The organism is Mesorhizobium sp. M0991, assembly GCF_040318915.1.
GTDB lineage: Bacteria > Pseudomonadota > Alphaproteobacteria > Rhizobiales > Rhizobiaceae > Mesorhizobium.
The window spans coordinates 176,511-195,014 of the sequence record NZ_JAMYNE010000002.1; the positions used below are offsets into that span (position 1 = coordinate 176,511).

General features: G+C 62.5%; 20 protein-coding genes. 12 read left to right on the forward strand and 8 right to left on the reverse strand.

From position 1 onward, the window contains the following. The first annotated feature begins 69 nt into the window (after window positions 1-69). Entirely contained in the window at window positions 70-345 is a 276-nt protein-coding gene (locus tag NKH70_RS04655) for a hypothetical protein (protein ID WP_352717757.1), read from the forward strand. A 43-nt stretch (window positions 346-388) separates the two neighbouring features. On the opposite strand, the gene NKH70_RS04660 is transcribed toward NKH70_RS04655, so the two are convergent. From NKH70_RS04660 to NKH70_RS04680, 5 genes are all read right to left on the reverse strand, one after another. Continuing rightward, window positions 389-607 carry a hypothetical protein gene (locus NKH70_RS04660; RefSeq protein WP_352717755.1) on the reverse strand — a complete coding sequence of 73 codons (219 nt, stop codon included), beginning with the start codon at window positions 605-607 and terminating at the stop codon, window positions 389-391. Between the two features lie 3 nt (window positions 608-610). Then, a complete protein-coding gene (locus tag NKH70_RS04665) occupies window positions 611-790 on the reverse strand; it encodes a hypothetical protein (RefSeq protein ID WP_292657139.1) in 180 nt (59 codons plus the stop codon). 137 nt (window positions 791-927) lie between these two features. Continuing rightward, entirely contained in the window at window positions 928-1,086 is a 159-nt protein-coding gene (locus NKH70_RS04670) for a hypothetical protein (RefSeq protein WP_352717753.1), read from the reverse strand. 149 nt (window positions 1,087-1,235) lie between these two features. Continuing rightward, the gene (locus tag NKH70_RS04675; RefSeq protein WP_352912867.1) at window positions 1,236-1,673 is read right to left on the reverse strand and encodes a GFA family protein; all 438 of its coding nucleotides are present in this window, start codon (window positions 1,671-1,673) and stop codon (window positions 1,236-1,238) included. Window positions 1,674-1,700: 27 nt separating this feature from the next. After that, the gene (locus NKH70_RS04680; RefSeq protein WP_254818791.1) at window positions 1,701-1,919 is read right to left on the reverse strand and encodes a hypothetical protein; all 219 of its coding nucleotides are present in this window, start codon (window positions 1,917-1,919) and stop codon (window positions 1,701-1,703) included. Window positions 1,920-2,064: 145 nt separating this feature from the next. On the opposite strand from NKH70_RS04680, the gene NKH70_RS04685 reads away from it, so the two are divergent. Continuing rightward, window positions 2,065-4,365 carry an FdhF/YdeP family oxidoreductase gene (locus NKH70_RS04685; RefSeq protein WP_352717749.1) on the forward strand — a complete coding sequence of 767 codons (2,301 nt, stop codon included), beginning with the start codon at window positions 2,065-2,067 and terminating at the stop codon, window positions 4,363-4,365. Between the two features lie 68 nt (window positions 4,366-4,433). Here the strand turns inward: NKH70_RS04685 and NKH70_RS04690 are convergent, their stop codons facing one another. Beyond that, the gene (locus NKH70_RS04690) at window positions 4,434-4,793 is read right to left on the reverse strand and encodes a response regulator (protein WP_352717747.1); all 360 of its coding nucleotides are present in this window, start codon (window positions 4,791-4,793) and stop codon (window positions 4,434-4,436) included. Further along, window positions 4,790-7,894 carry a CheR family methyltransferase gene (locus tag NKH70_RS04695; RefSeq protein ID WP_352717745.1) on the reverse strand — a complete coding sequence of 1,035 codons (3,105 nt, stop codon included), beginning with the start codon at window positions 7,892-7,894 and terminating at the stop codon, window positions 4,790-4,792. Before NKH70_RS04695 ends, NKH70_RS04690 begins: the two co-directional genes overlap by 4 nt. A 148-nt stretch (window positions 7,895-8,042) precedes the next feature. On the opposite strand from NKH70_RS04695, the gene NKH70_RS04700 reads away from it, so the two are divergent. Further along, entirely contained in the window at window positions 8,043-8,240 is a 198-nt protein-coding gene (locus tag NKH70_RS04700; protein ID WP_352467976.1) for a hypothetical protein, read from the forward strand. A 1-nt stretch (window position 8,241) separates the two neighbouring features. Further along, on the forward strand, window positions 8,242-8,838 hold the full coding sequence (locus NKH70_RS04705; RefSeq protein WP_352717743.1) for a response regulator: 597 nt from the start codon (window positions 8,242-8,244) through the stop codon (window positions 8,836-8,838). 24 nt (window positions 8,839-8,862) lie between these two features. Here NKH70_RS04705 and NKH70_RS04710 read toward each other — a convergent pair whose 3' ends face one another. Continuing rightward, entirely contained in the window at window positions 8,863-9,132 is a 270-nt protein-coding gene (locus tag NKH70_RS04710) for a hypothetical protein (RefSeq protein ID WP_352912868.1), read from the reverse strand. 238 nt (window positions 9,133-9,370) lie between these two features. Here NKH70_RS04710 and NKH70_RS04715 point away from each other — a divergent pair, with 238 nt between their 5' ends. The 8 genes from NKH70_RS04715 to NKH70_RS04750 are packed head-to-tail and all read left to right on the forward strand — an operon-like array spanning window position 9,371 to window position 18,327. Beyond that, on the forward strand, window positions 9,371-10,477 hold the full coding sequence (locus NKH70_RS04715) for an NAD-dependent epimerase/dehydratase family protein (RefSeq protein ID WP_352717741.1): 1,107 nt from the start codon (window positions 9,371-9,373) through the stop codon (window positions 10,475-10,477). Continuing rightward, window positions 10,474-11,553, forward strand: a complete 1,080-nt coding sequence (locus NKH70_RS04720) for an NAD-dependent epimerase/dehydratase family protein (protein ID WP_352717739.1) — start codon at window positions 10,474-10,476, stop codon at window positions 11,551-11,553. Before NKH70_RS04715 ends, NKH70_RS04720 begins: the two co-directional genes overlap by 4 nt. Continuing rightward, complete coding sequence (locus NKH70_RS04725) at window positions 11,550-12,842, forward strand: TIGR04295 family B12-binding domain-containing radical SAM protein (protein ID WP_352912870.1); 1,293 nt, start codon at window positions 11,550-11,552, stop codon at window positions 12,840-12,842. The genes NKH70_RS04720 and NKH70_RS04725 overlap by 4 nt, the downstream gene beginning before the upstream one ends. Continuing rightward, complete coding sequence (locus tag NKH70_RS04730; RefSeq protein ID WP_352912871.1) at window positions 12,827-13,927, forward strand: glycosyltransferase family 4 protein; 1,101 nt, start codon at window positions 12,827-12,829, stop codon at window positions 13,925-13,927. The genes NKH70_RS04725 and NKH70_RS04730 overlap by 16 nt, the downstream gene beginning before the upstream one ends. Window positions 13,928-13,929: 2 nt before the next feature. Next, complete coding sequence (locus NKH70_RS04735) at window positions 13,930-15,060, forward strand: CgeB family protein (protein ID WP_352717735.1); 1,131 nt, start codon at window positions 13,930-13,932, stop codon at window positions 15,058-15,060. After that, complete coding sequence (locus tag NKH70_RS04740; protein WP_352717733.1) at window positions 15,057-16,151, forward strand: CgeB family protein; 1,095 nt, start codon at window positions 15,057-15,059, stop codon at window positions 16,149-16,151. The genes NKH70_RS04735 and NKH70_RS04740 overlap by 4 nt, the downstream gene beginning before the upstream one ends. Beyond that, a complete protein-coding gene (locus NKH70_RS04745) occupies window positions 16,148-17,257 on the forward strand; it encodes a CgeB family protein (protein WP_352717731.1) in 1,110 nt (369 codons plus the stop codon). The genes NKH70_RS04740 and NKH70_RS04745 overlap by 4 nt, the downstream gene beginning before the upstream one ends. A gap of 23 nt (window positions 17,258-17,280) precedes the next feature. Further along, window positions 17,281-18,327, forward strand: a complete 1,047-nt coding sequence (locus tag NKH70_RS04750; protein WP_353024862.1) for a UDP-glucuronic acid decarboxylase family protein — start codon at window positions 17,281-17,283, stop codon at window positions 18,325-18,327. The last annotated feature ends 177 nt before the right edge of the window (window positions 18,328-18,504 follow it).

Below are 18,504 nucleotides of genomic sequence, written 5' to 3' on the forward strand. Positions count from 1 at the left end.
GGTGCGCATTACTGGATCGCCCGCCGTATCGAAAGGTGCGGCGGGCTTTTCGTTGGCGAGGAGGCGCTTATGCGAGACTTGCCCAGGAATATCGACGCTGACCTCGTGATAGAGATCAGCAAGCTGCTCGACGACCGGGCGAAGTCGGTGCCGGTGCCAGTCCATAAACTTGCAGCGATGATCCGGCGGAGCGTCGAGACCCGTCTGACCGATCAATCCATCGAGGAGCTGATCGTGGAAATGGCCGCGACGCGGGGGCTTCCGATGCTGTTCGACTTGCCGGTGGTCCCGGTAGCAAAGGTCGACAACGTCGTGTCGATTGTCTCGGCGCGACGTCCCCGCTGACATTTCGCTCGAGCTCTACCGATCTCCGCGTCCCCATCCGATTTCACTTGTCCTGATGCGCGGGCCGAGTGTCGCCTTTCTTTTCGGGGTCGTGGGTATGGTGGCTGTCGCGTTCGCCACCGCCGCCGGAGACCTTGCTGTGGCTGCGACGGTCGGAGTCGGCCGGCGGCTTTTCGACGCTCAGCGCCTTCTTGGCGTTTTCGTGCGCGGCGCCAGGACCGCCCTGGCGGATGCTGGCAGGAGTTTTTTTCGACGTGGACATGGCCTAGCGATCTTGGACGTTGCCTTGATGAGTGGTGTTGACCTTCGTATTGCCTTGCTGGCCCTGCTTGTCGGGATCCGGAACGGCAGATTGCGGTGCCTGGTCGGCCGCTACCGATTTTTTGTCACCGGCGCCCTTTGGGCTCAGATTCTTCGGCGGCACAGGGGGAGGTTTTGTGCTCATGGCGTGTCTCCTTCCGCCACCCAAAACAAGCGGCTCGGGAGAAAGGTTCCCGAGGGTCCGATACGAAGGGCGGTTGCCGCAACGAGCCAGGTCCACAGGCCGTGGCATGACCGGCGGGAGGCCGGCACAATCCAGGACTATTTTTTGATGATGTTTCCGTTGTTCAGATCGAAGGCCTGGGCGCCGAAAGCCTGCCTGAAGAAGTCCTCCTGCAGATCGCCCCATTCGCCGAGATAGCCGCCGCAATTGCTGCAATAGATCGGCGTCGAATCCTTCGGGTTGTCGGGAATCTCCATCAGGATCGTCCCGCACGCCTTGCAATCGAGCTTGTCATCCAAACGGCGGCCCATTGGCACATGATCGCGCGTTTTCAGCCGCGCGCCAATCGTCGTTTTCGTACGCAGCCCCGAATGGCACGTTTTCCAACCAGCGAGGGGATCGAAAGCTAGCGTTCCGCCGGATTTCCGAAGGCCGGATCTCGCTGCCTCGAATACGTCCCCACCCGCGGCAGCTCATCTGGAAAGTCGACCCAGGGCAGCCTCATGTCCCAATATGCGTGGGCCTGTGGCGGAAAGCGTTCGGGGTGATCGAGAAAGCCGATCGCCAGATAGAGTTCGTCGGGCAGGCCCTGGTCGATATAGCCGATCGATGTTCCGCAATCCGCGCAGAAGGACCGGAGCACGCCGGGGGTTTTCGAAAAGGTCTTCGGTGTGCCGGTGAGCAATGTGAATTCAGAAGGCCGATAACCGACCCACACCATTAGCGGGCTCCCTATCGCCTTGCGACAGTCGTCATCGTGATCGGAGCAAACCCAGAACGGCTCGCCGCGCATTTGCGCCGTTATGGCGCCGCAAAAACAGGAACCCGTTTCAGTTCGTGGCATTGGCTAACTTCATTGCTGGACTCGCCTTCACTGCTGGCCTGGCATTTCGGTATTTTCCTTAGGGTTCTTCTTGATGCCGGCGGCAGGCGAGGTGTCGGCCGGAGCATTGCCACCCTGGTTCTGCTCAGGGGCTCTTTTGAGCGGCGAGGTTTGCCAGCCCATATCGCCGTACAAAAAACCTATGAGGAAGCCGACGATGATGATGGCCGAAATCACCATCGCAATTAACGCGTTACGTCGCTCCATTTCGCACGGCTCCTTTCTTTTAGCCGAACAAACGATGGCGGAAATGGTTCCGGGTAGACGGACGGCGTGACGGGACGGAGCCGGCCGGGAACATTCAGCCTCACGGCGGGTTCGTATGAGTGCTCTTCTACAGGGAGTGGCTCGCATGAAACCCGCCGTAACCGATCGCATCGAAACCAAGAAATACGACCACCCGACAGGCGGCTGGGGATCGCTCAAATCCCTGGTCCGCAAGGCGCGAGGCGAAGGCCTGCTATTGTCCGGGATATGGAGCACGCTGCTCAAGCAGAACAAGGCCGACGGCTATATGTGCATGTCTTGCTCATGGGCAAAGCCAGCCCAGCCGAGGCCTTTCGAATTCTGTGAAAACGGCGCCAAGGCGACGATGTGGGACCAAACCAAGCTGCGCTGCGAACCCGCATTCTTCACCGAGTACTCGGTGGCGGAACTGCTCGATTGGCCGGACCACGATCTGGAGAAGCAGGGCAGGCTTACGGAGCCGATGCGCTACAATGCCGCCGTTGACCGTTACGAGCCGGTCTCCTGGGACGATGCGTTCCGCGACATAGCTGCCGAACTGCGGCGGCTCGATCCCAAATCGGTGGTGTTCTACACGTCTGGCCGGGCCTCGCTCGAGGCCTCCTTCATGTACCAGCTTTTTGCGCGGATCTATGGATCTTCGAACCTGCCCGATTCGTCCAACATGTGTCATGAATCGACCTCGGTCGGCTTGCCGGAATCGATCGGTTCGCCGGTCGGGACCGTGCAGCTCGAAGACTTTGCGAAATGCGACATGATGTTCTTCTTCGGGCACAATACCGGGGTGACGGCGCCGCGCCTGCTGCATCCGCTGCAAGAGGCACGTCAACGCAACGTGCCCGTCTTCACTTTCAATCCCTTGCCCGAGCGGGGACTGAAGCGCTTCAAGAATCCGCAAAACCCCCTCGACATGCTGTCGCCCGGACCGGGCACCAAAATGTCCAGCGACTTCTTCCAGGTTCGTTCGGGCGGCGACATCGCCGCGATGACGGGTATCGCCAAGGCGTTGCTGGCCCTCGACGATGCCGCCCGCGAGAGCGGCAGGACGCGTGTCCTCGATACGGCTTTCATCGCCGAACACACGCATGGCTTCGCCGAGTTCGAAGCCTTCCTGCGCAACACCCAGTGGAGCGATATCGTCGCGCGATCCGGCATTGCGCAGGCCGATCTGGAGCATGTCGCCGAGGTCTACAGCCATTCCAACGCGGTGATCGGCAATTACGGCATGGGCCTGACCCAGCATCGGCACGGCACCGAGAACGTCCAGATGCTGTGCAACCTTTTGATGATGCGCGGCAATATCGGAAAACCCGGCGCCGGCATTTCGCCGTTGCGCGGCCATTCCAATGTCCAGGGGCAGCGCACCGTCGGCATATCGGAAAAACCCGAGCTCGTCCCGCTCGACAAGTTCGCCGAATTCTACGCCTTTGAACCGCCGCGCGAGAAAGGTCTCGATACGGTCGAGACCTGCGAAGGCGTCATCGACGGATCGGTCAGGGGCTTCGTTGGGCTCGGCGGCAATTTCGTGCGGGCCGTTCCGGAAACCGGCCTGGTCGAGAAAGCCTGGCGTGGGCTCGACCTGCATGTCGAGATCGCGACCAAGCTCAACCGCAGCCACCTGATCACCAGCCGGACAACCTATCTGTTGCCTTGCCTGTCACGGCTGGAAAGAGATCATCAGGCGAGCGGCGACCAAAGGGTGTCGGTAGAGGATTCCACCGCCTGTATCCACGGCTCATTCGGGTCGCGACCTCCGGCTTCGCCACATCTGCTTTCGGAGCCCAGGATCGTTGCCGAGCTTGCCAAGGCGACATTGCCGGGCAGGAGTTCGATCCCATGGGACGAGTGGGTTGGGGATTATTCCCGCATCCGCGACGAAATCGAGCGCTGCTACCCCCAACATTTCCGCGACTTCAACGAGCGTTTCCTGACGCCCGGCGGCTTCCATCGCGACATCAAGGCGAGCAAGCGGGTGTGGGAGACGCCGAACAAGAAGGCCAATTTCAAGCTGCCAAGTGGCCTTGAAACCGACCCTGACATCGATGTCGCCGGCCGCGATGTGCTGACACTGATCACGGTGCGCTCCAACGACCAGTTCAACACGACCGTCTACGGCTACAACGACCGGCTGCGCGGCATCAGCGGCACACGCATGGTGCTGTTGATGAATGAAAAGGATATCCAGCGCCTCGGTTTGAGCGCGGGACAGGAAGTCGATCTCGAAGCCAATGCGCAGGATGGTGTGGAGCGCCGCGTGCGCGGGCTGCGCATCACGCCTTTCTCGGTGCCGGAAGGAAATTGCGCCGGTTATTATCCCGAGCTCAACCCGCTGATTCCTTTGTGGCACAGAGCCGAGAAGGCCCATGTTCCGGCCGCCAAATCGGTACCGGTGCGGATTGTTGCATAGGCGTTCGTTATTCGCGGCGGGCACGCACCACGCCGATGTGACCTGGCGCGACTTTCAAAATCGTGACCTCAGCAGGCTCGCGCGAGTTCATCCACGGCATTCAGGATCGCACTCTGGCTCGCCGGCTTCTGCACGATCCTGCAAGTGCGGAACCCGGCCGGAATTTCGCGTTCGCCATACCCAGAGAGGAAGGCGAACGGAACACCGCAGGTCCGTAACGCTTCCGCGATCGGATAGCTGGTCTCGTCGTTCAACTGGATATCCAGTAACGCCGCGTCGATGCCGCCTTCGCCAACGAGCCGGAGTGCTGCCGTCACCGACGAAACAGGCCCGACCACCTGATGGCCGGCTTTGCGCAGGTAAGCCGCCGCGTCGTCGGCGATCAGCCATTCGTCCTCGACGATCAGCACGCGCATCTGTCCGGTCACGACGAGCCCTCGCGGGTCAGAGGGAATGCGATTTCCGCCTCCAAACCATTTGAGTGGAAAGTTGTTTCAACCTTTCCGCCCAGCCGGTAGCCGATTTCGCCACGTAGAAGGGTAAGGCCGAAGCCGCTGTCGGTTGGCTCCTTGATGCGGGGGCCGCCCTTCTCGCGCCAAGTGAGCCTGAAGGTTCCGTCTGCGACCGACCATTTTACGACTATCCGCCCGGCAGGTTTCGACAGTGCGCCATATTTAGCGGCATTCGTCGCCAGTTCATGGATTGCCATGCCGAAGGAAAGCCCTTGTACCGGCTTGAGGCTCACCCGTTTGCCATGGAGTTCGAACCGTTCGGCCCCGAAGGGATCGAGTTCCTGGCGCAGCAGTTCCTCGACGGAAGCTTCGGTCCAGCTTTCTCGCGAGAGCAGACTGTAGGCTCGTGACATCGCCTGCAGCCGGCCGATCAAGGCGTCGGCGAACTCGTCTTTCGACGCCGAGTTTTCACGTGTCCGGTTGGTGATGCTGGCGACGACCGCCAGCATGTTCTTGACGCGATGGTTCAGCTCCGAGATGAGCACCTGCTGACGCTCTTCCGCCTGCGCCAGTGTCGTCACGTCGATCAGGGTCACGACCACGCCCTGGATGCTGCCGCCTTTGTCCCGGTAAGGGTTGATGCGAACCAGGTAGAACCGGCCCTTGTCGTCGCGCGTGAGATGATGGTTCAGGGTCTCTCCCGTCTCGAACACCGCCTGGATGTGCCGCTTCAGCTCGGGGTAGTCGAGCCGGCTCGAAAGATCGGTCAGCGGTCGGCCGACATCGGATGGACGCAAGTTGAAGAACGACGACGCGGCGGGAGTGAAGGTCCGCACCACAAGGTTGCGGTCGAGGAAGATGGTGGCGATTTCCGTGCTTTCGAACAGGTTTCTGAGATCGCTGTTGGCGCGATCGAGTTCCTCTATCTTGCCAGTCAGCTCCGCGTTGATGGTGTTGAGCTCTTCATTGAGCGACTGCATCTCCTCCTTCGAGGCCTCAAGCTCCTCATTGGTCGACTGCGCCTCTTCATTGACGGAGACGAGTTCCTCGTTCGAAGACTTTACTTCCTCCAGCGCGGTTTCGTATTCCTCGATGGTCGACTGCAGCCGCTCGCGTGTGTCGCGCAACTCCCGTTCGAGATCGGCCGCATCGTCGGTGCCGCGGCTTTCGCGTGCCCGCTCGGAGCGTAGCTGGGCCTGTCCCACCGGATTGAACAGGACGAGGTAGAGGGGCTCGCCATTGCCGCGCTCCGTGTACGGTTCGACCGTCAGTGTAATGAACTGAAGCTGTCCGTCGTCTTCGTCGACAGCTATGTTCTCCCGCACGACCGTGCGGCGCGTCGTGGCTGCTTCCCGCAACGCGGCGCGCAGCTCAAGTCTCAGCCCGCGGCGGGCCAGGGTCAGCAGCTGCCGGCTCGGGGCGCCTTGCGGCGCTTCCAGATATTTGCCCGTCCGTGCCGAATAGTAGACGATGTCGCCATCGCCATTGACCAGCACGTGAGGCGGGGCGAACCGCTCCAGCACCTGAGCCTCGATCGCCTGGCGGAGCGAATGACTGGCGGCATCGTTCTTCGAGCCGCCGCGTCCGACCGGACGGACATCCGCGCGGCCATTGCCGATAAGGACCGGCGGCCGCGGCGTGGCATGTTCCCGCGCCTGGAATATCCGGTGCTTCTTGTCGACCGTGGCAAACAGGTCGCCGTGCTGACCGACGCTTTCCGACGTGCCGAGGAACAGATAACCGCCCGGCCTCAGCGCGTAATGGAAGATCGGAATGGCCCGGTTCTGGATGTGCGGGCCGAAATAGATCAGCAGGTTGCGGCACGAAATCATGTCGATGCGCGAGAAGGGAGGATCGCGGATAACGCTGTGCGGCGAAAAAATGCAGAGTTCGCGCACCTCTTGGCCCAGCACATAGCTCTCGCCGTCGCTGTGAAAAAAGCGTTGCCTGCGCTGTGCCGATAGCCCGTGCAGCAGCGCTTCGGGATAACGCGCCGCACGCGCCACGGCGAGCGCCGGCTCGTCGATGTCGGTCGCGAATATCTGGACGCGCGGCGCCGCGGAAAGCTTCTCCATGCGCTCGCGCATCAGCATGCCGATCGAGAATACCTCCTCGCCAGTGGCGCAGCCGGGCACCCAGACGCGCACCGCATCGGAGGCGCTCTTGCCTTCGAAAATCTGCGGTATGATCTTGTCCTCCAGCAATTTGAACGCTTCGGCGTCGCGAAAAAAGCTGGTGACATTAATGAGCAGGTCGCGAAACAGCTTCGCCACCTCGTCGGGATCCCTCTTCAGCCGCTCTATGTAGGTGGTGATCGACTGCAGCTGCGTGATCTGCATGCGCCGCTTTACGCGACGCAGGAACGTCTTGGGCTTGTAGCCGGAAAAGTCGTGCCCGGAATGGCTGCGCAAAATGGCGTAGATTTCATCGCGGGCCCGATCCATCTCGGCCTTGTGCTCGTCGTCCGCTTCGGCCAGTCCGCTCAGCACCTCGAAGCCGCGGGCAAACGCCTGAAGCTTTGCCCCGATCTGCTCGGCGGGCGCCGCTATGTCGATCAGGCCGCTCGAAATCGCACTCTGCGGCATGTCCGGATTGCGCGGGGCGGAACCATTGGACGCCTGGGCAATCGTCAGCCCGCCATGCTCCTTGATTGCCCTGGCGCCGAGCGTGCCGTCCGAATCGCCACCCGACAAGATAATGCCGACGGCATACTCGCCCTGGTCCTCGGCCAATGCGCTGAAGAAGATGTCGATCGGCTTGCGCTCGCGGTTGAGCGTGTTCGGCCGGCGCAGCGAAAGCGCGCCCTTGCGGATGGTGAGGACGACGTTTTGCGGCATCACATAGACCTGGTCCGGTTGGACCGCCACGCCCTCCTCGGCCACGACGACCGGCATTTCGGTGTAACGTCCGATGACCTCGTGCAGCAGACTTTCCCGCTCCGGGCTGAGATGCGTGACGACGACGAACGCCATGCCGGTGCCGCCGGTCAGTCCTTTGAACAAGGCCTCCATCGCGGGAATGCCGCCGGCCGATGCGCCGACGCCGACAACGGGAAATCTTCCATTCTGGAATGCCACGCCACGCCTCTGGTAACAGCCGCGAACACGAGACCGTCAAATCGGGCCTTAGGTTAAGACCGGGCCGAGCCTCAGGCCAGCGAATAGTCTACCAACGGAACAAAGCACCGCCGGTGGGCATTAACATTTGACTTTGGAGGCGGTTCCAATGGCAAAACGACCACCTGAAATAAAGCGGGCTAAGCAAATCCTGTTGCCCTCGCCGGATCTGACCAAGTTCCCCGTATCTGAAAACATTCCGCCTCGCCTGCTCGCGCTCGCGGAACGATTGCAAGAGCTCCTGGCCAGCCACTTTGAACAAGTCTGCGCCGACGGCCGTAAAACCCGCAGGAAGAAGGAACAATGAGGTGCGCGACCTGCAAGGCTTGCATATCCTGATCGTCGAGGACGAATGGATGCTGGCGGGCGATCTTGCACGTTATTTCAGCAAGATGGGCGCCGTCGTGCTTGGCCCAGTGGCGACGATCGAACAGGCATCGAAACATACGGATGAGGCGGAAGCCGCGATCCTGGACGTCAATCTCAACGGCCGACGAGTGTTCCCGATCGCCGACGAGTTGATGCGCCGTGGCGTGCCGTTCGTGTTTTTCAGCGGCGACGAAGACATCGTTATTCCTGAGCGCCTCCGGTATGCCAGCAGCCTCCGAAAATCCTCGGACGGCCAGGCTGTTTTCGATGCTCTTTTCCCAGCCGAGACGACGGCATCGAAGGGAGGCCGAGCGTCCGAGCCCTCAGACGACGTATTTTCGCTGCTGCCTAAGCTCCGGCTCGCGGCACGTCTGCTGCTGGGAGACATGGATGCTTCCGACCGGCTGGTCGAGCGAACGCTCGAGCAGGCCATCGGCGAAATCGACAAGAGACGATCCGGCTCCTCCACCGAGGACTGGCTCAACGGCATCATGCGAAACATCGTCAGGGCACGCGGGCCAAGCCTGCTGCACTGACCGCAGCCGCTGTTTGTCGCGACTCTACTTCCGGCTGCGTTCGACGAATTTGTTGAAGCGGCTGGTTTTTCCGCCGCTGGTCTCATCCTGGTAGAGGAAGGCCAGTTCGTTCTCATCGAATATCCTGAAGAACTCGTCCCACTCGACGGGCTCGAACGTCTCTTCAGGCTCGCCGAAATCGATGCGCAGTATGCCGCCCTCGCCCTTGGTGCGCACCACCGCTGGCCGCCCCTCGCGGTCCTCGGCCCAACGGCGGATTTCGTCGTGATCGGTGGTCGTCTTCGATTCAGACATCGCAATCTCCCTTCGATTCCACCGCGAGATCCCCCGCGTTGCACAACCAGCAAATGCATCGCTGCCCGGCATGTGCGCGCGGTTGGTCGAACATGGCTCCTAACACCAAGCAGCCTTCGATGTTCCCACGCCTGGTTGAAACCTACCCCGGCGAGCCTCCTGAACTTTGTTGAAGCAAGGGAACAAACCTTTCGCCCGGAAGTTTGGGGCGGCAAAGCCATTCGTATGAGGAGTTGTCGTGAAACGTATACTGGTCACGGGAGGCTGCGGTTTTATCGGCCGCCACGTCGCCCAGGAACTCGTTGAACATGGCTATGGGGTTTCAATTCTCGATGCACTGCTGGACCAGGTGCATGGCGGCGAGGCAATCAGCCTGCCGCCAGGCGCCAAGCTGATCAAAGGCGACGTTCGCGATCGCGACGCCATCACGGAGGCGGTCGACGATGTCGACGCGATCATTCACCTGGCGGCTGAAGTGGGCGTCGGCCAGTCCATGTACGAGATCGCCCGCTATGTCGGCGCCAACGACCTCGGCACCGCCACGTTGCTGGAGGCACTGATCAAACGGCCGATCGAACGGATCGTCGTTGCGTCGTCGATGAGTGTCTATGGCGAGGGTCTCTATGCCACGCCGGACGGCCGGCGCATCGACAATGCAAGACGGCAGCCGGACGACATCCGCAGCGGCCAATGGAATCCCCTGTCGCCGGAAGGTGAAGTCCTGTCGCCGCTGCCGACCGACGAGCAGAAACCGGTCGATCTCGCCTCGATCTACGCACTGACAAAATACGCCCAGGAACGCGCCGTACTGATCTTCGGCGAAACCTACGGCGTCGACGCGGTGGCGCTGCGCCTGTTCAATGTCTTCGGCGCCGGACAGGCGCTCTCGAACCCGTATACCGGCGTGTTGGCGAACTTCGCCTCGCGCATCGCCAATGGCCAGCGGCCGCTGATTTTCGAGGACGGCGAACAGAAGCGCGATTTCGTGCATGTGCGCGACGTTGCCCGCGCCTTCCGGCTGGCGCTGGAACAGCCCCAGGCGCGCAGCCATGTCATCAACATCGGCAGCGGGCGAGCCTACGCGGTCAGCGACGTCGCCCGACTGCTCGCCGAAGCAATGGGCGTGCCTGGCCGCCAGCCGGAAATCCTCGGCAAGGCACGCTCCGGCGATATCCGCAACTGCTTTGCCGACATTTCGAAGGCGCGCGAACTGCTCGGCTTCCAGCCGCAGTACCGGCTGGAGCATTCGCTCGGGGATTTCGTCGCGTGGGTGCGCAACACGGTCGCCATCGATCGCAGCGCCGAGATGAAGCGGGAACTCGAAGCGCGAGGGCTGGTGTCATGAGACCGGATTCACCCGATTTTCGCGAAGCGCCCGTCGCCATTATCGGCGGCAGCGGCTTTATCGGCTCCAACCTCGCCGACAGTCTGTTGTCGGACGGCGAACCGGTGCTGGTCATCGACAATCTGAGCCGTCCCGGCGTCGAGCAGAATCTCGAATGGCTGACGCAAAAGCACGGCAACCGCCTCGCCGCCGAAATCGCCGATATCCGTGACACCGAGGCGCTGATGCCGCTGGTGGCGCGTTCGAAGGCGGTTTTCCACTTTGCCGCGCAGACCGCCGTCACCACGAGCCTGGTTCGGCCGGACGAGGATTTCGACATCAACCTGCGCGGGACATTCAACGTCCTGGAAGCCGCTCGCCGCGGCGGCAAGCGCATCCCCGTCGTTTTCGCCAGCACCAACAAGGTCTATGGCCGCCTCGCTGACCTCGCCATGCGCGAAGAGGATGGCAAATACGCGCCTTGCGACGCGGGCATCCGGGCGCACGGCGTCGACGAGACGCGCGGCCTCGATTTCTGCACGCCCTATGGCTGCTCCAAGGGCGCGGCGGACCAATATGTCCTCGACTACGCCAAGTCATACGATCTGCCGACGGCGGTGCTGCGCATGAGCTGCATCTATGGCCCGCGCCAGTTCGGGACGGAGGATCAGGGCTGGGTCGCCCATTTCCTGCTCAGCGCCTTCTCCGACCGGCCGATCACCATCTATGGCGACGGCAAGCAGGTGCGCGACATCCTCCACGTTGCCGACGCGGTTGCGGCTTACCGCGCGGTGCTCGACCGGATCGAGGCAGTCAAGGGCCTAGCATTCAATCTCGGCGGCGGACCGGACAACGCCGTCAGCCTGCGCATGCTGCTGAAGGAGATTCGCGACATAACGAAACGGGACGTTCCGATCCGTTACGACCGCGAACGCACCGGCGATCAACCGTTCTTCGTCGCCGACACACGCGCGATCGAGGCGGCGCTGGGATGGAAAGCGCACGTCTCGTGGCGAAACGGCATTCGCGACCTCGCCGACTGGCTGCAGCGTCATCGCCTCGACCCGCATCCCGAACCGGCGAGGTACGTGGCATGAAGGTCGCTCTGGTCAATCCGTCCTGGACCTACCAGGACAGCATCTATTTCGGCTGCCGGCAGCCGCATCTGCCGCTCGAACTCGGCTATTCGAAAGCCTTGCTCGAAGCCGCCGGCCACAAGGTGCTGATGCTGGACGGGCAGATCCAGAAGCTCGATAACACCGCGCTTGCCGATCGCGTCGCCGCCTTCGAGCCTGGCATGACCGTCGTCAGCACCGCGCCGACCTACCTGTTCTGGCGCTGCGCACCGCCCGAGTTGCGCGTGCCGGCTGATTTCCTCAACCATCTTGCCGGGCGCGGCGGCCGCACCGTCGCTATCGGGCCACATGGCTCGGCGACGCCGACGCCGACTTTGCGCAAGCTTGGCGTCGACATCGTCGTGCGCGGCGAATGCGAGGAAGTGGTCGCGGAACTTGCCCGGCGCGACGACTGGAGCGCAGTGCCGTCCACGGCCCATTTCAAGGATGGAGAACTGGTTTCGAACGGCGGCGTGCATGCGAGCTCGTTCATCGATCACCCAGCGCTCGAATGGCCGTCGGACTGGATTGCCGCCCATCAGCACCATCATCACCGCTTCGACGATGATCAGGTCGGTTTTGGCGCGGAGGTCGAGGCGTCGCGCGGCTGCCCGTATAATTGCAGCTTCTGCGCCAAGATCGATTTCCGCGATGCTTACCGCCGCAGGAACCACGAGGCGGTGATCGCAGAGATCGACCGGCTGATCGCACAGGGTGTCGGCTACATCTACTTCATCGATGAGATCTTCCTGCCGCAAAAGGCGCTGCTGGAGGCCTTGGTCGATCGCGATGTGAAGTTCGGCGTGCAGACCCGTATTGACCTCTGGAAGCCGGAACTGCTGAAGCTGCTCGGTGCCGCCGGTTGCGTCTCGATCGAGGCGGGCCTCGAAAGCCTGACGGTGGAAGGCCGCGCCATGCTGGCAAAACGCTGCCGGCTGGGCACCGAGGAACTAGCTGCGTTGCTGGTCGACGCAAGGCGCCACGTGCCGTTCGTGCAGGCCAATCTGATCGGCGTGGTCGAGGACGACCCCGCGCTGGTCGACTATTGGCGAAAGCACCTGATCGACAACGGCGTTTGGGCCAACGAACCGGTGCCGCTTTATCCCTATCCGAGTTCGCCGAGCTACCGCGAACTTTGGGGCGAGCCCGATGACCTCGCCTGGGAGCGCGCGCATGAACATTACCTCGCATCCTTCCGAACGTTCAGCGACATCCAGGAGAAGCGTCCGCGTCCGCTGGCCGAATTGGAGGCCACATGTTGCGGACACTGAGCCCGCCACGGCGTATCCTGATGACTGTCGATGCGGTTGGCGGCGTCTGGCGCTATGCGCTCGATCTGGCCAGGCAACTGGTCGCCGGCGGCGACAGCGTTGTGCTTGCCGGGCTTGGTCCGGAACCGTCCAGGCAGCAGGCCGAAGAGGCCCAGTCGTTCGCGGCGCTGACGTGGCTCAACACGCCGCCCGACTGGATGACCCGCAACGAGCACGACCTCGACGCATTGCAGCAGGGGCTGCACCCACTCATCCGTGACTACGCCATCGAAATCGTCCATCTAAACGCGCCGACGCAGGCGGCGGGGCTCGACGTGCCCTGCCCAGTCGTGGCGGTGTCGCATTCCTGCGTGGTGACATGGTTCCACGCCGTCAAGGGACAGGCGGCGGACGGCGAATGGGCCTGGCAGAAGGAGCGCAACCGGCGCGGTTTCGACAAAGCAGGCATGGTCGTTGCACCGAGCCGCAGCCATGCCGACATGCTCGAAACCTGCTACGGGCCGATCACGCGGCTGAGCGTCGTCGGCAACGGCGCGCGGCCCGGCGCGAAGGGCGAGAGGCGGGAATCGGTCGTTTTCGCCGCCGCGCGTTGGTGGGATGAAGGAAAGAACGCGGCGGTGCTTGACCAGGCCGCCTCCCTGACGCAATGGCCGGTTTTCGTTGCCGGCTCCTTGCAAGGCCCGGACGGCCAGCATGTTGGCTTCAGTCATGCGGTTCCCGTCGGGCCGGTGCCACATGAAGAGGTACGCTCATTGATGGCCCGGGCCGGCATTTTCGTATCGCCGTCGCTCTACGAACCGTTCGGTCTGGCCACGCTGGAAGCCGCGATGTCGGCGACGCCCCTGGTGCTCGCCGATATTTCGACCTATCGCGAACTGTGGGACGGCGCGGCCATGTTCTACGACGCGCGCGATCCGGGCGATCTCGCCAGATGCATCAATAGCCTTTGCAGCGACGCGCAGCGCCGGCGAGAGCTCGGTGAAGCAGCCGCCCGCCGAAGCCGCAGATTTTCATTGGCAAGACAGGCGACCGCCATGCGCGGCGTCTACGACAAGGCGGCCCTGGCCACCGTGGCGGATAGTTGATTATGCGGTTTTTGTTCTACACCCATTCGATCGTTTCCGATTGGAACCACGGCAACGCACATTTCCTGCGCGGCATCATGCGTGAGCTGGTCGCGCGCGGGCACCAGGCTATTGCGCTGGAGCCGGCCGACGGCTGGAGCCGGTCGAACCTGCTGGCCGAGAAAGGGTCCTTCGCGATCGAGCGATTCCGGAAGGATTTTCCCGAGTTGATGCCGGTCACCTATGACACCGCCTTCGACCACGAAGCCTGGATCTCCGATGCCGATGTGGTGATCGTGCATGAGTGGACCGAGCCGGACCTTGTCGCGCGGCTGGGAAGGGCGAAAGCAATTGGCGGCCGTTTCACGCTGCTGTTCCACGACACGCACCATCGCGCCATCTCGGCCACGCAAGCGATTTCCGCCTTGCAGCTTGAACATTATGATGGCGTGCTCGCCTTCGGCGAGGCGCTGCGGGAAAGCTATCTTCGCGCCGGATGGGGCAAGCGGGTCTTCACCTGGCACGAGGCAGCCGATGACCATCTGTTCCAGCCCCATCCTGAAATCGAGCGTAGCGCCGACCTGATCTGGATCGGCAATTGGGGCGACGACGAGCGCAGCACCGAAATCAGGGAATTCCTGGTCGACCCGGTGCATGAGCTTGGCCTGAGCGGCACTGTCCACGGCGTCCGCTATCCACGCGAGGCGCTCGCCGACCTCGCCGCCGCCGGCCTGCGCTACGAAGGCTGGATCGCCAATGCCGACGTGCCGAAGGCATTCGCGGCGAACCGCATCACGGTTCACATCCCGCGGCGTCCATATCGCGAAAGCCTGCCCGGCATCCCGACCATCCGCATGTTCGAGGCGCTCGCCTGCGGCATCCCACTCGTTTCGGCGCCGTGGTCCGATGTCGAACGTCTGTTCAGGCCGGGCACCGATTTCCTGTTTGCAAACACCGGCTTCGAGATGCGGCATCATCTTCGCGCCGTGCTGCGTGACGCGGATCTCGCCGCATCTCTGGCGACATCGGGCCTCGAGACGATCCGCTCACGGCACACATGCCGGCACCGGGCGGATGAATTGTTCGGCGTGCTCGCCGAATGCGGGCACCGCCAAGCCGCCGACACGATCCTTGCAAAGGAGGCCGCCGAATGAAGATCGCATTTTACGGATCGAGCCTGCTGTCGACCTATTGGAACGGCGCGGCCACCTATTACCGCGGATTGCTCAAGGCCCTGGCCAAGCTGGGCTATGACATCACCTTCTACGAGCCGGACGTCTACGATCGCCAGAAGAATCGCGACATCGAAGCGCCGGACTGGTGTGCCGTCGTCGTCTACGAGGCCACCCCGCATGCCATGATGCAGGTGGCGGCGCGGGCGGCGGAGGCGGATATCGTCGTCAAGGCGAGTGGCGTCGGATTCGCCGACGACGCGCTGCTGCGGGCGGTGCTCGATCACGCCCGTGCCGATGCGCTCACCGTATTCTGGGATGTCGATGCGCCGGCGACGCTTGGCCAGTTGCGCGACGAGCCCGACCATCCGCTGCATCGCGCGCTGCAGGAAATCGACCTCGTGCTGACCTATGGCGGCGGCGACCCGGTGGTCTGGGCTTATCGGGCACTGGGGGCGGCCGAATGCGTGCCGATCTACAATGCGCTCGATCCGGAAACGCATCATCCGGTCGGCAAGGATAGGCGCTTCGCCTGCGATCTCGCCTTTCTCGGCAACCGGCTGCCGGACCGCGAGGCGCGCGTCGAGGCTTTCTTCCTCGACCCGGCCAGCCGCTCGGCCGATCAGCGCTTCCTGCTCGGCGGATCGGGCTGGGGCGACAAGCAGATGCCCGCCAATGTCCGATGGCTCGGCCATGTCGGCACGCGTGACCACAATGCATTGAACGTCACGGCCAAGGCGGTCCTCAACATCAGCCGCGACAGCATGGCGGCCAACGGCTTTTCACCTGCGACGCGCGTTTTCGAGGCGGCGGGCGCCGGCGCATGCCTCATCACCGACGCCTGGCTCGGTGTAGACCTGTTCCTGAAATCCGGCGAGGAAATCCTGGTCGCGCGCGATGGCGAGGATGTCGCCGAGATCACGCAAAGCCTTAGCGCCGAACGGGCCAAGGCGATCGGGGCATCTGCGCTTCGGCGGGTGCTTGGTGAACATACCTATACGACACGGGCCGTTTTGGCCGACGCCATTTTCAGGCGCCATTTCGAGCGTCCGACCGTGGAGGCGGCCGAATGACGAAGCCGCTCGACATCGTCTTTCTTGGCCTGTCGCTCTCCTCATCCTGGGGAAACGGCCACGCCACCACCTTTCGGGGGCTGCTTAAAGGTCTCCACGAACTCGGCCACCGCGTCACCTTTCTCGAACGCGACGTGCCGTGGTACGCAAGTCATCGGGATCTGCGCGATCCCGATTTCTGCGCGTTACGCTACTATGAAACGATCGACGATCTTCGCCGCAATTTTGCGCGCTGCCTGCGCGATGCCGATATCGTGGTCGTCGGCTCCTTTGTTCCGGAAGGCCCTAAAATCATCGACGTCGTGGCATCGCTGTGCACGGGTCAGTTCTGCTTTTACGACATCGACACGCCGGTCACGCTGGCAAAGCTTTCAACCGATGATTGCGAGTACATTGCCAGGCGGCAGGTCCCGTATTTCGACGTGTACTTCTCCTTCACCGGCGGGCCGACGCTTGCCCGTCTGACGGCGGAATTCGGCGCGAGGCGGGCCGAGCCGCTCTACTGCTCCGTCGACCCGGAACGGCATCACGGAACCGGTGATCCAATCCGCTGGGATCTCGGCTATCTCGGCACCTACAGCCCCGACCGCCAGGCGACGCTGGAGGCCCTGCTGTTCGAACCGGCGCGTCGCATGCCGGAGCGCCGCTTCGTCGTGGCAGGTTCGCAATATCCGCGCGAAATCGTCTGGCCGGACAACGTCGATCGTATCGAACACCTGCCGCCGGCAGATCACGCGGCCTTTTACAGCCGCCAACGCTACACGTTGAACGTCACGCGCAGTTCCATGATCGCGGCCGGATGGTCGCCCAGCGTGCGACTCTTCGAGGCAGCCGCCTGCGGCACGGCGATCATCAGCGATCGCTGGGCCGGACTGGACAGCCTGTTTCCAGAGCGGACGATCCACACCGCGCGCAGGACCGAGGACGTAATCGGAATCCTGTCCGGGGAGTCCGATGGCGCCCGGCTTGCCATGGCCAAGCAGGCGCGCGTGCTCATCCTGGCAGCCCACACAAGCATCGCAAGAGCCCGCGAATTCGTTTCGCTGCTGGCGCAGGCCAAATCGCCACGTTCTGTTCTCGATCTGGACGTCGAGAGCGCAGCATGACCCGCAGACGGGAGAAGATAGAGATGCAGCTATCAAGAAAGGCGCAACGGACCAAGACCGTGCTTGTCGCCGGCGGCGCAGGCTTCCTCGGTTCGCATCTTTGCGAGACAATGCTCCAGGCCGGCTGGCGCGTGATCTGCGTCGACAATTTCCTTACCGGCCGCATGGAGAACATAGTATCGATCGCCGATCGTCCGGATTTTCGGCTGATCAAGCAAGACATTTGCCGACCGTTGGAGCTTGGCGAACCTGTTGACCGCATCTTCAACATGGCGTGCGCGGCCTCGCCGCCGCGTTACCAGGCCGACCCGGTCCACACGACGCAGACTTGTGTCATCGGGACGCTCAATCTGCTGGAGCTCGCCGCCCGTAATGGCGCCCGGTTCCTGCAGGCGTCCACCAGCGAAATTTATGGCGATCCCGAACAGCATCCGCAGAAGGAAGACTATGTCGGCCACGTGAACTGCATCGGCCCCCGCGCCTGCTATGACGAAGGCAAGCGCACCGCCGAAACCCTGTGTTTCGACTATTTGAGAATGGGAAAAGCCGATATCCGTGTCGCGCGCATCTTCAACACCTATGGTCCCAGGATGGACCCTGCTGACGGACGGATCGTTTCCAATCTGATCATGCAGGCACTCGAGAGACGGCCGCTGACGATATTCGGCGACGGGCTGCAGACCAGGTCGTTCTGCTACGTTTCCGATCTGGTCGACGGCTTGATCCGGTTGATGGAGGTCGATCCCAATCCGCGCCAGCCGGTCAATCTGGGCAATCCGGGGGAGTTCACCATCCTGCAACTGGCGGGCCTGGTGAGGCGCATGACCAGCACCGAATCCGCCTTGAAATTCCTGCCGCTGCCGCAAGACGATCCTCGTCGTCGGCAACCCGACATTTCCCGTGCAAGGAAGCTTCTCGGCTGGTCGCCAAAAGTGCCGCTCAGGCAAGGTTTGATGCGCACGATCGGATATTTTGCCGAGCTTGAGACGGCGCAGATGGTCGATAGAAGACGTCGAATTGCCGCCACCGCGCGTTCCGCATCAGGCCGGCTGCAAAACCTGCCGGCCTGATAGCGGGGAGCGTCTGGCCGCTGCATGATCGCGCGGTCGTTGCGGATTTGGTCACTTTTTCTCGTCGCGGGAACAACCCGTCCAGCTTCTGGTTCTGCCAAGGTACCGGCATGGAGACGATTGTGCATCCCAAACGATCCGCCAAAGACATCGAACAAATGGCCGCAAGAGAGACGG

Coding starts and splice junctions, on each gene's coding strand:
- NKH70_RS04735 (WP_352717735.1), top strand. CDS start 13,930: ATGCGGTTTTTGTTCTACACCCATTCGATCGTTTCCGATTGGAACCAC.
- NKH70_RS04655 (WP_352717757.1), top strand. CDS start 70: ATGCGAGACTTGCCCAGGAATATCGACGCTGACCTCGTGATAGAGATC.
- NKH70_RS04725 (WP_352912870.1), top strand. CDS start 11,550: ATGAAGGTCGCTCTGGTCAATCCGTCCTGGACCTACCAGGACAGCATC.
- NKH70_RS04740 (WP_352717733.1), top strand. CDS start 15,057: ATGAAGATCGCATTTTACGGATCGAGCCTGCTGTCGACCTATTGGAAC.
- NKH70_RS04700 (WP_352467976.1), top strand. CDS start 8,043: ATGGCAAAACGACCACCTGAAATAAAGCGGGCTAAGCAAATCCTGTTG.
- NKH70_RS04685 (WP_352717749.1), top strand. CDS start 2,065: ATGAAACCCGCCGTAACCGATCGCATCGAAACCAAGAAATACGACCAC.
- NKH70_RS04665 (WP_292657139.1), bottom strand. CDS start 790: ATGAGCACAAAACCTCCCCCTGTGCCGCCGAAGAATCTGAGCCCAAAG.
- NKH70_RS04675 (WP_352912867.1), bottom strand. CDS start 1,673: ATGCCACGAACTGAAACGGGTTCCTGTTTTTGCGGCGCCATAACGGCG.
- NKH70_RS04710 (WP_352912868.1), bottom strand. CDS start 9,132: ATGTCTGAATCGAAGACGACCACCGATCACGACGAAATCCGCCGTTGG.
- NKH70_RS04660 (WP_352717755.1), bottom strand. CDS start 607: ATGTCCACGTCGAAAAAAACTCCTGCCAGCATCCGCCAGGGCGGTCCT.
- NKH70_RS04670 (WP_352717753.1), bottom strand. CDS start 1,086: ATGGAGATTCCCGACAACCCGAAGGATTCGACGCCGATCTATTGCAGC.
- NKH70_RS04745 (WP_352717731.1), top strand. CDS start 16,148: ATGACGAAGCCGCTCGACATCGTCTTTCTTGGCCTGTCGCTCTCCTCA.
- NKH70_RS04720 (WP_352717739.1), top strand. CDS start 10,474: ATGAGACCGGATTCACCCGATTTTCGCGAAGCGCCCGTCGCCATTATC.
- NKH70_RS04750 (WP_353024862.1), top strand. CDS start 17,281: ATGCAGCTATCAAGAAAGGCGCAACGGACCAAGACCGTGCTTGTCGCC.
- NKH70_RS04730 (WP_352912871.1), top strand. CDS start 12,827: ATGTTGCGGACACTGAGCCCGCCACGGCGTATCCTGATGACTGTCGAT.
- NKH70_RS04680 (WP_254818791.1), bottom strand. CDS start 1,919: ATGGAGCGACGTAACGCGTTAATTGCGATGGTGATTTCGGCCATCATC.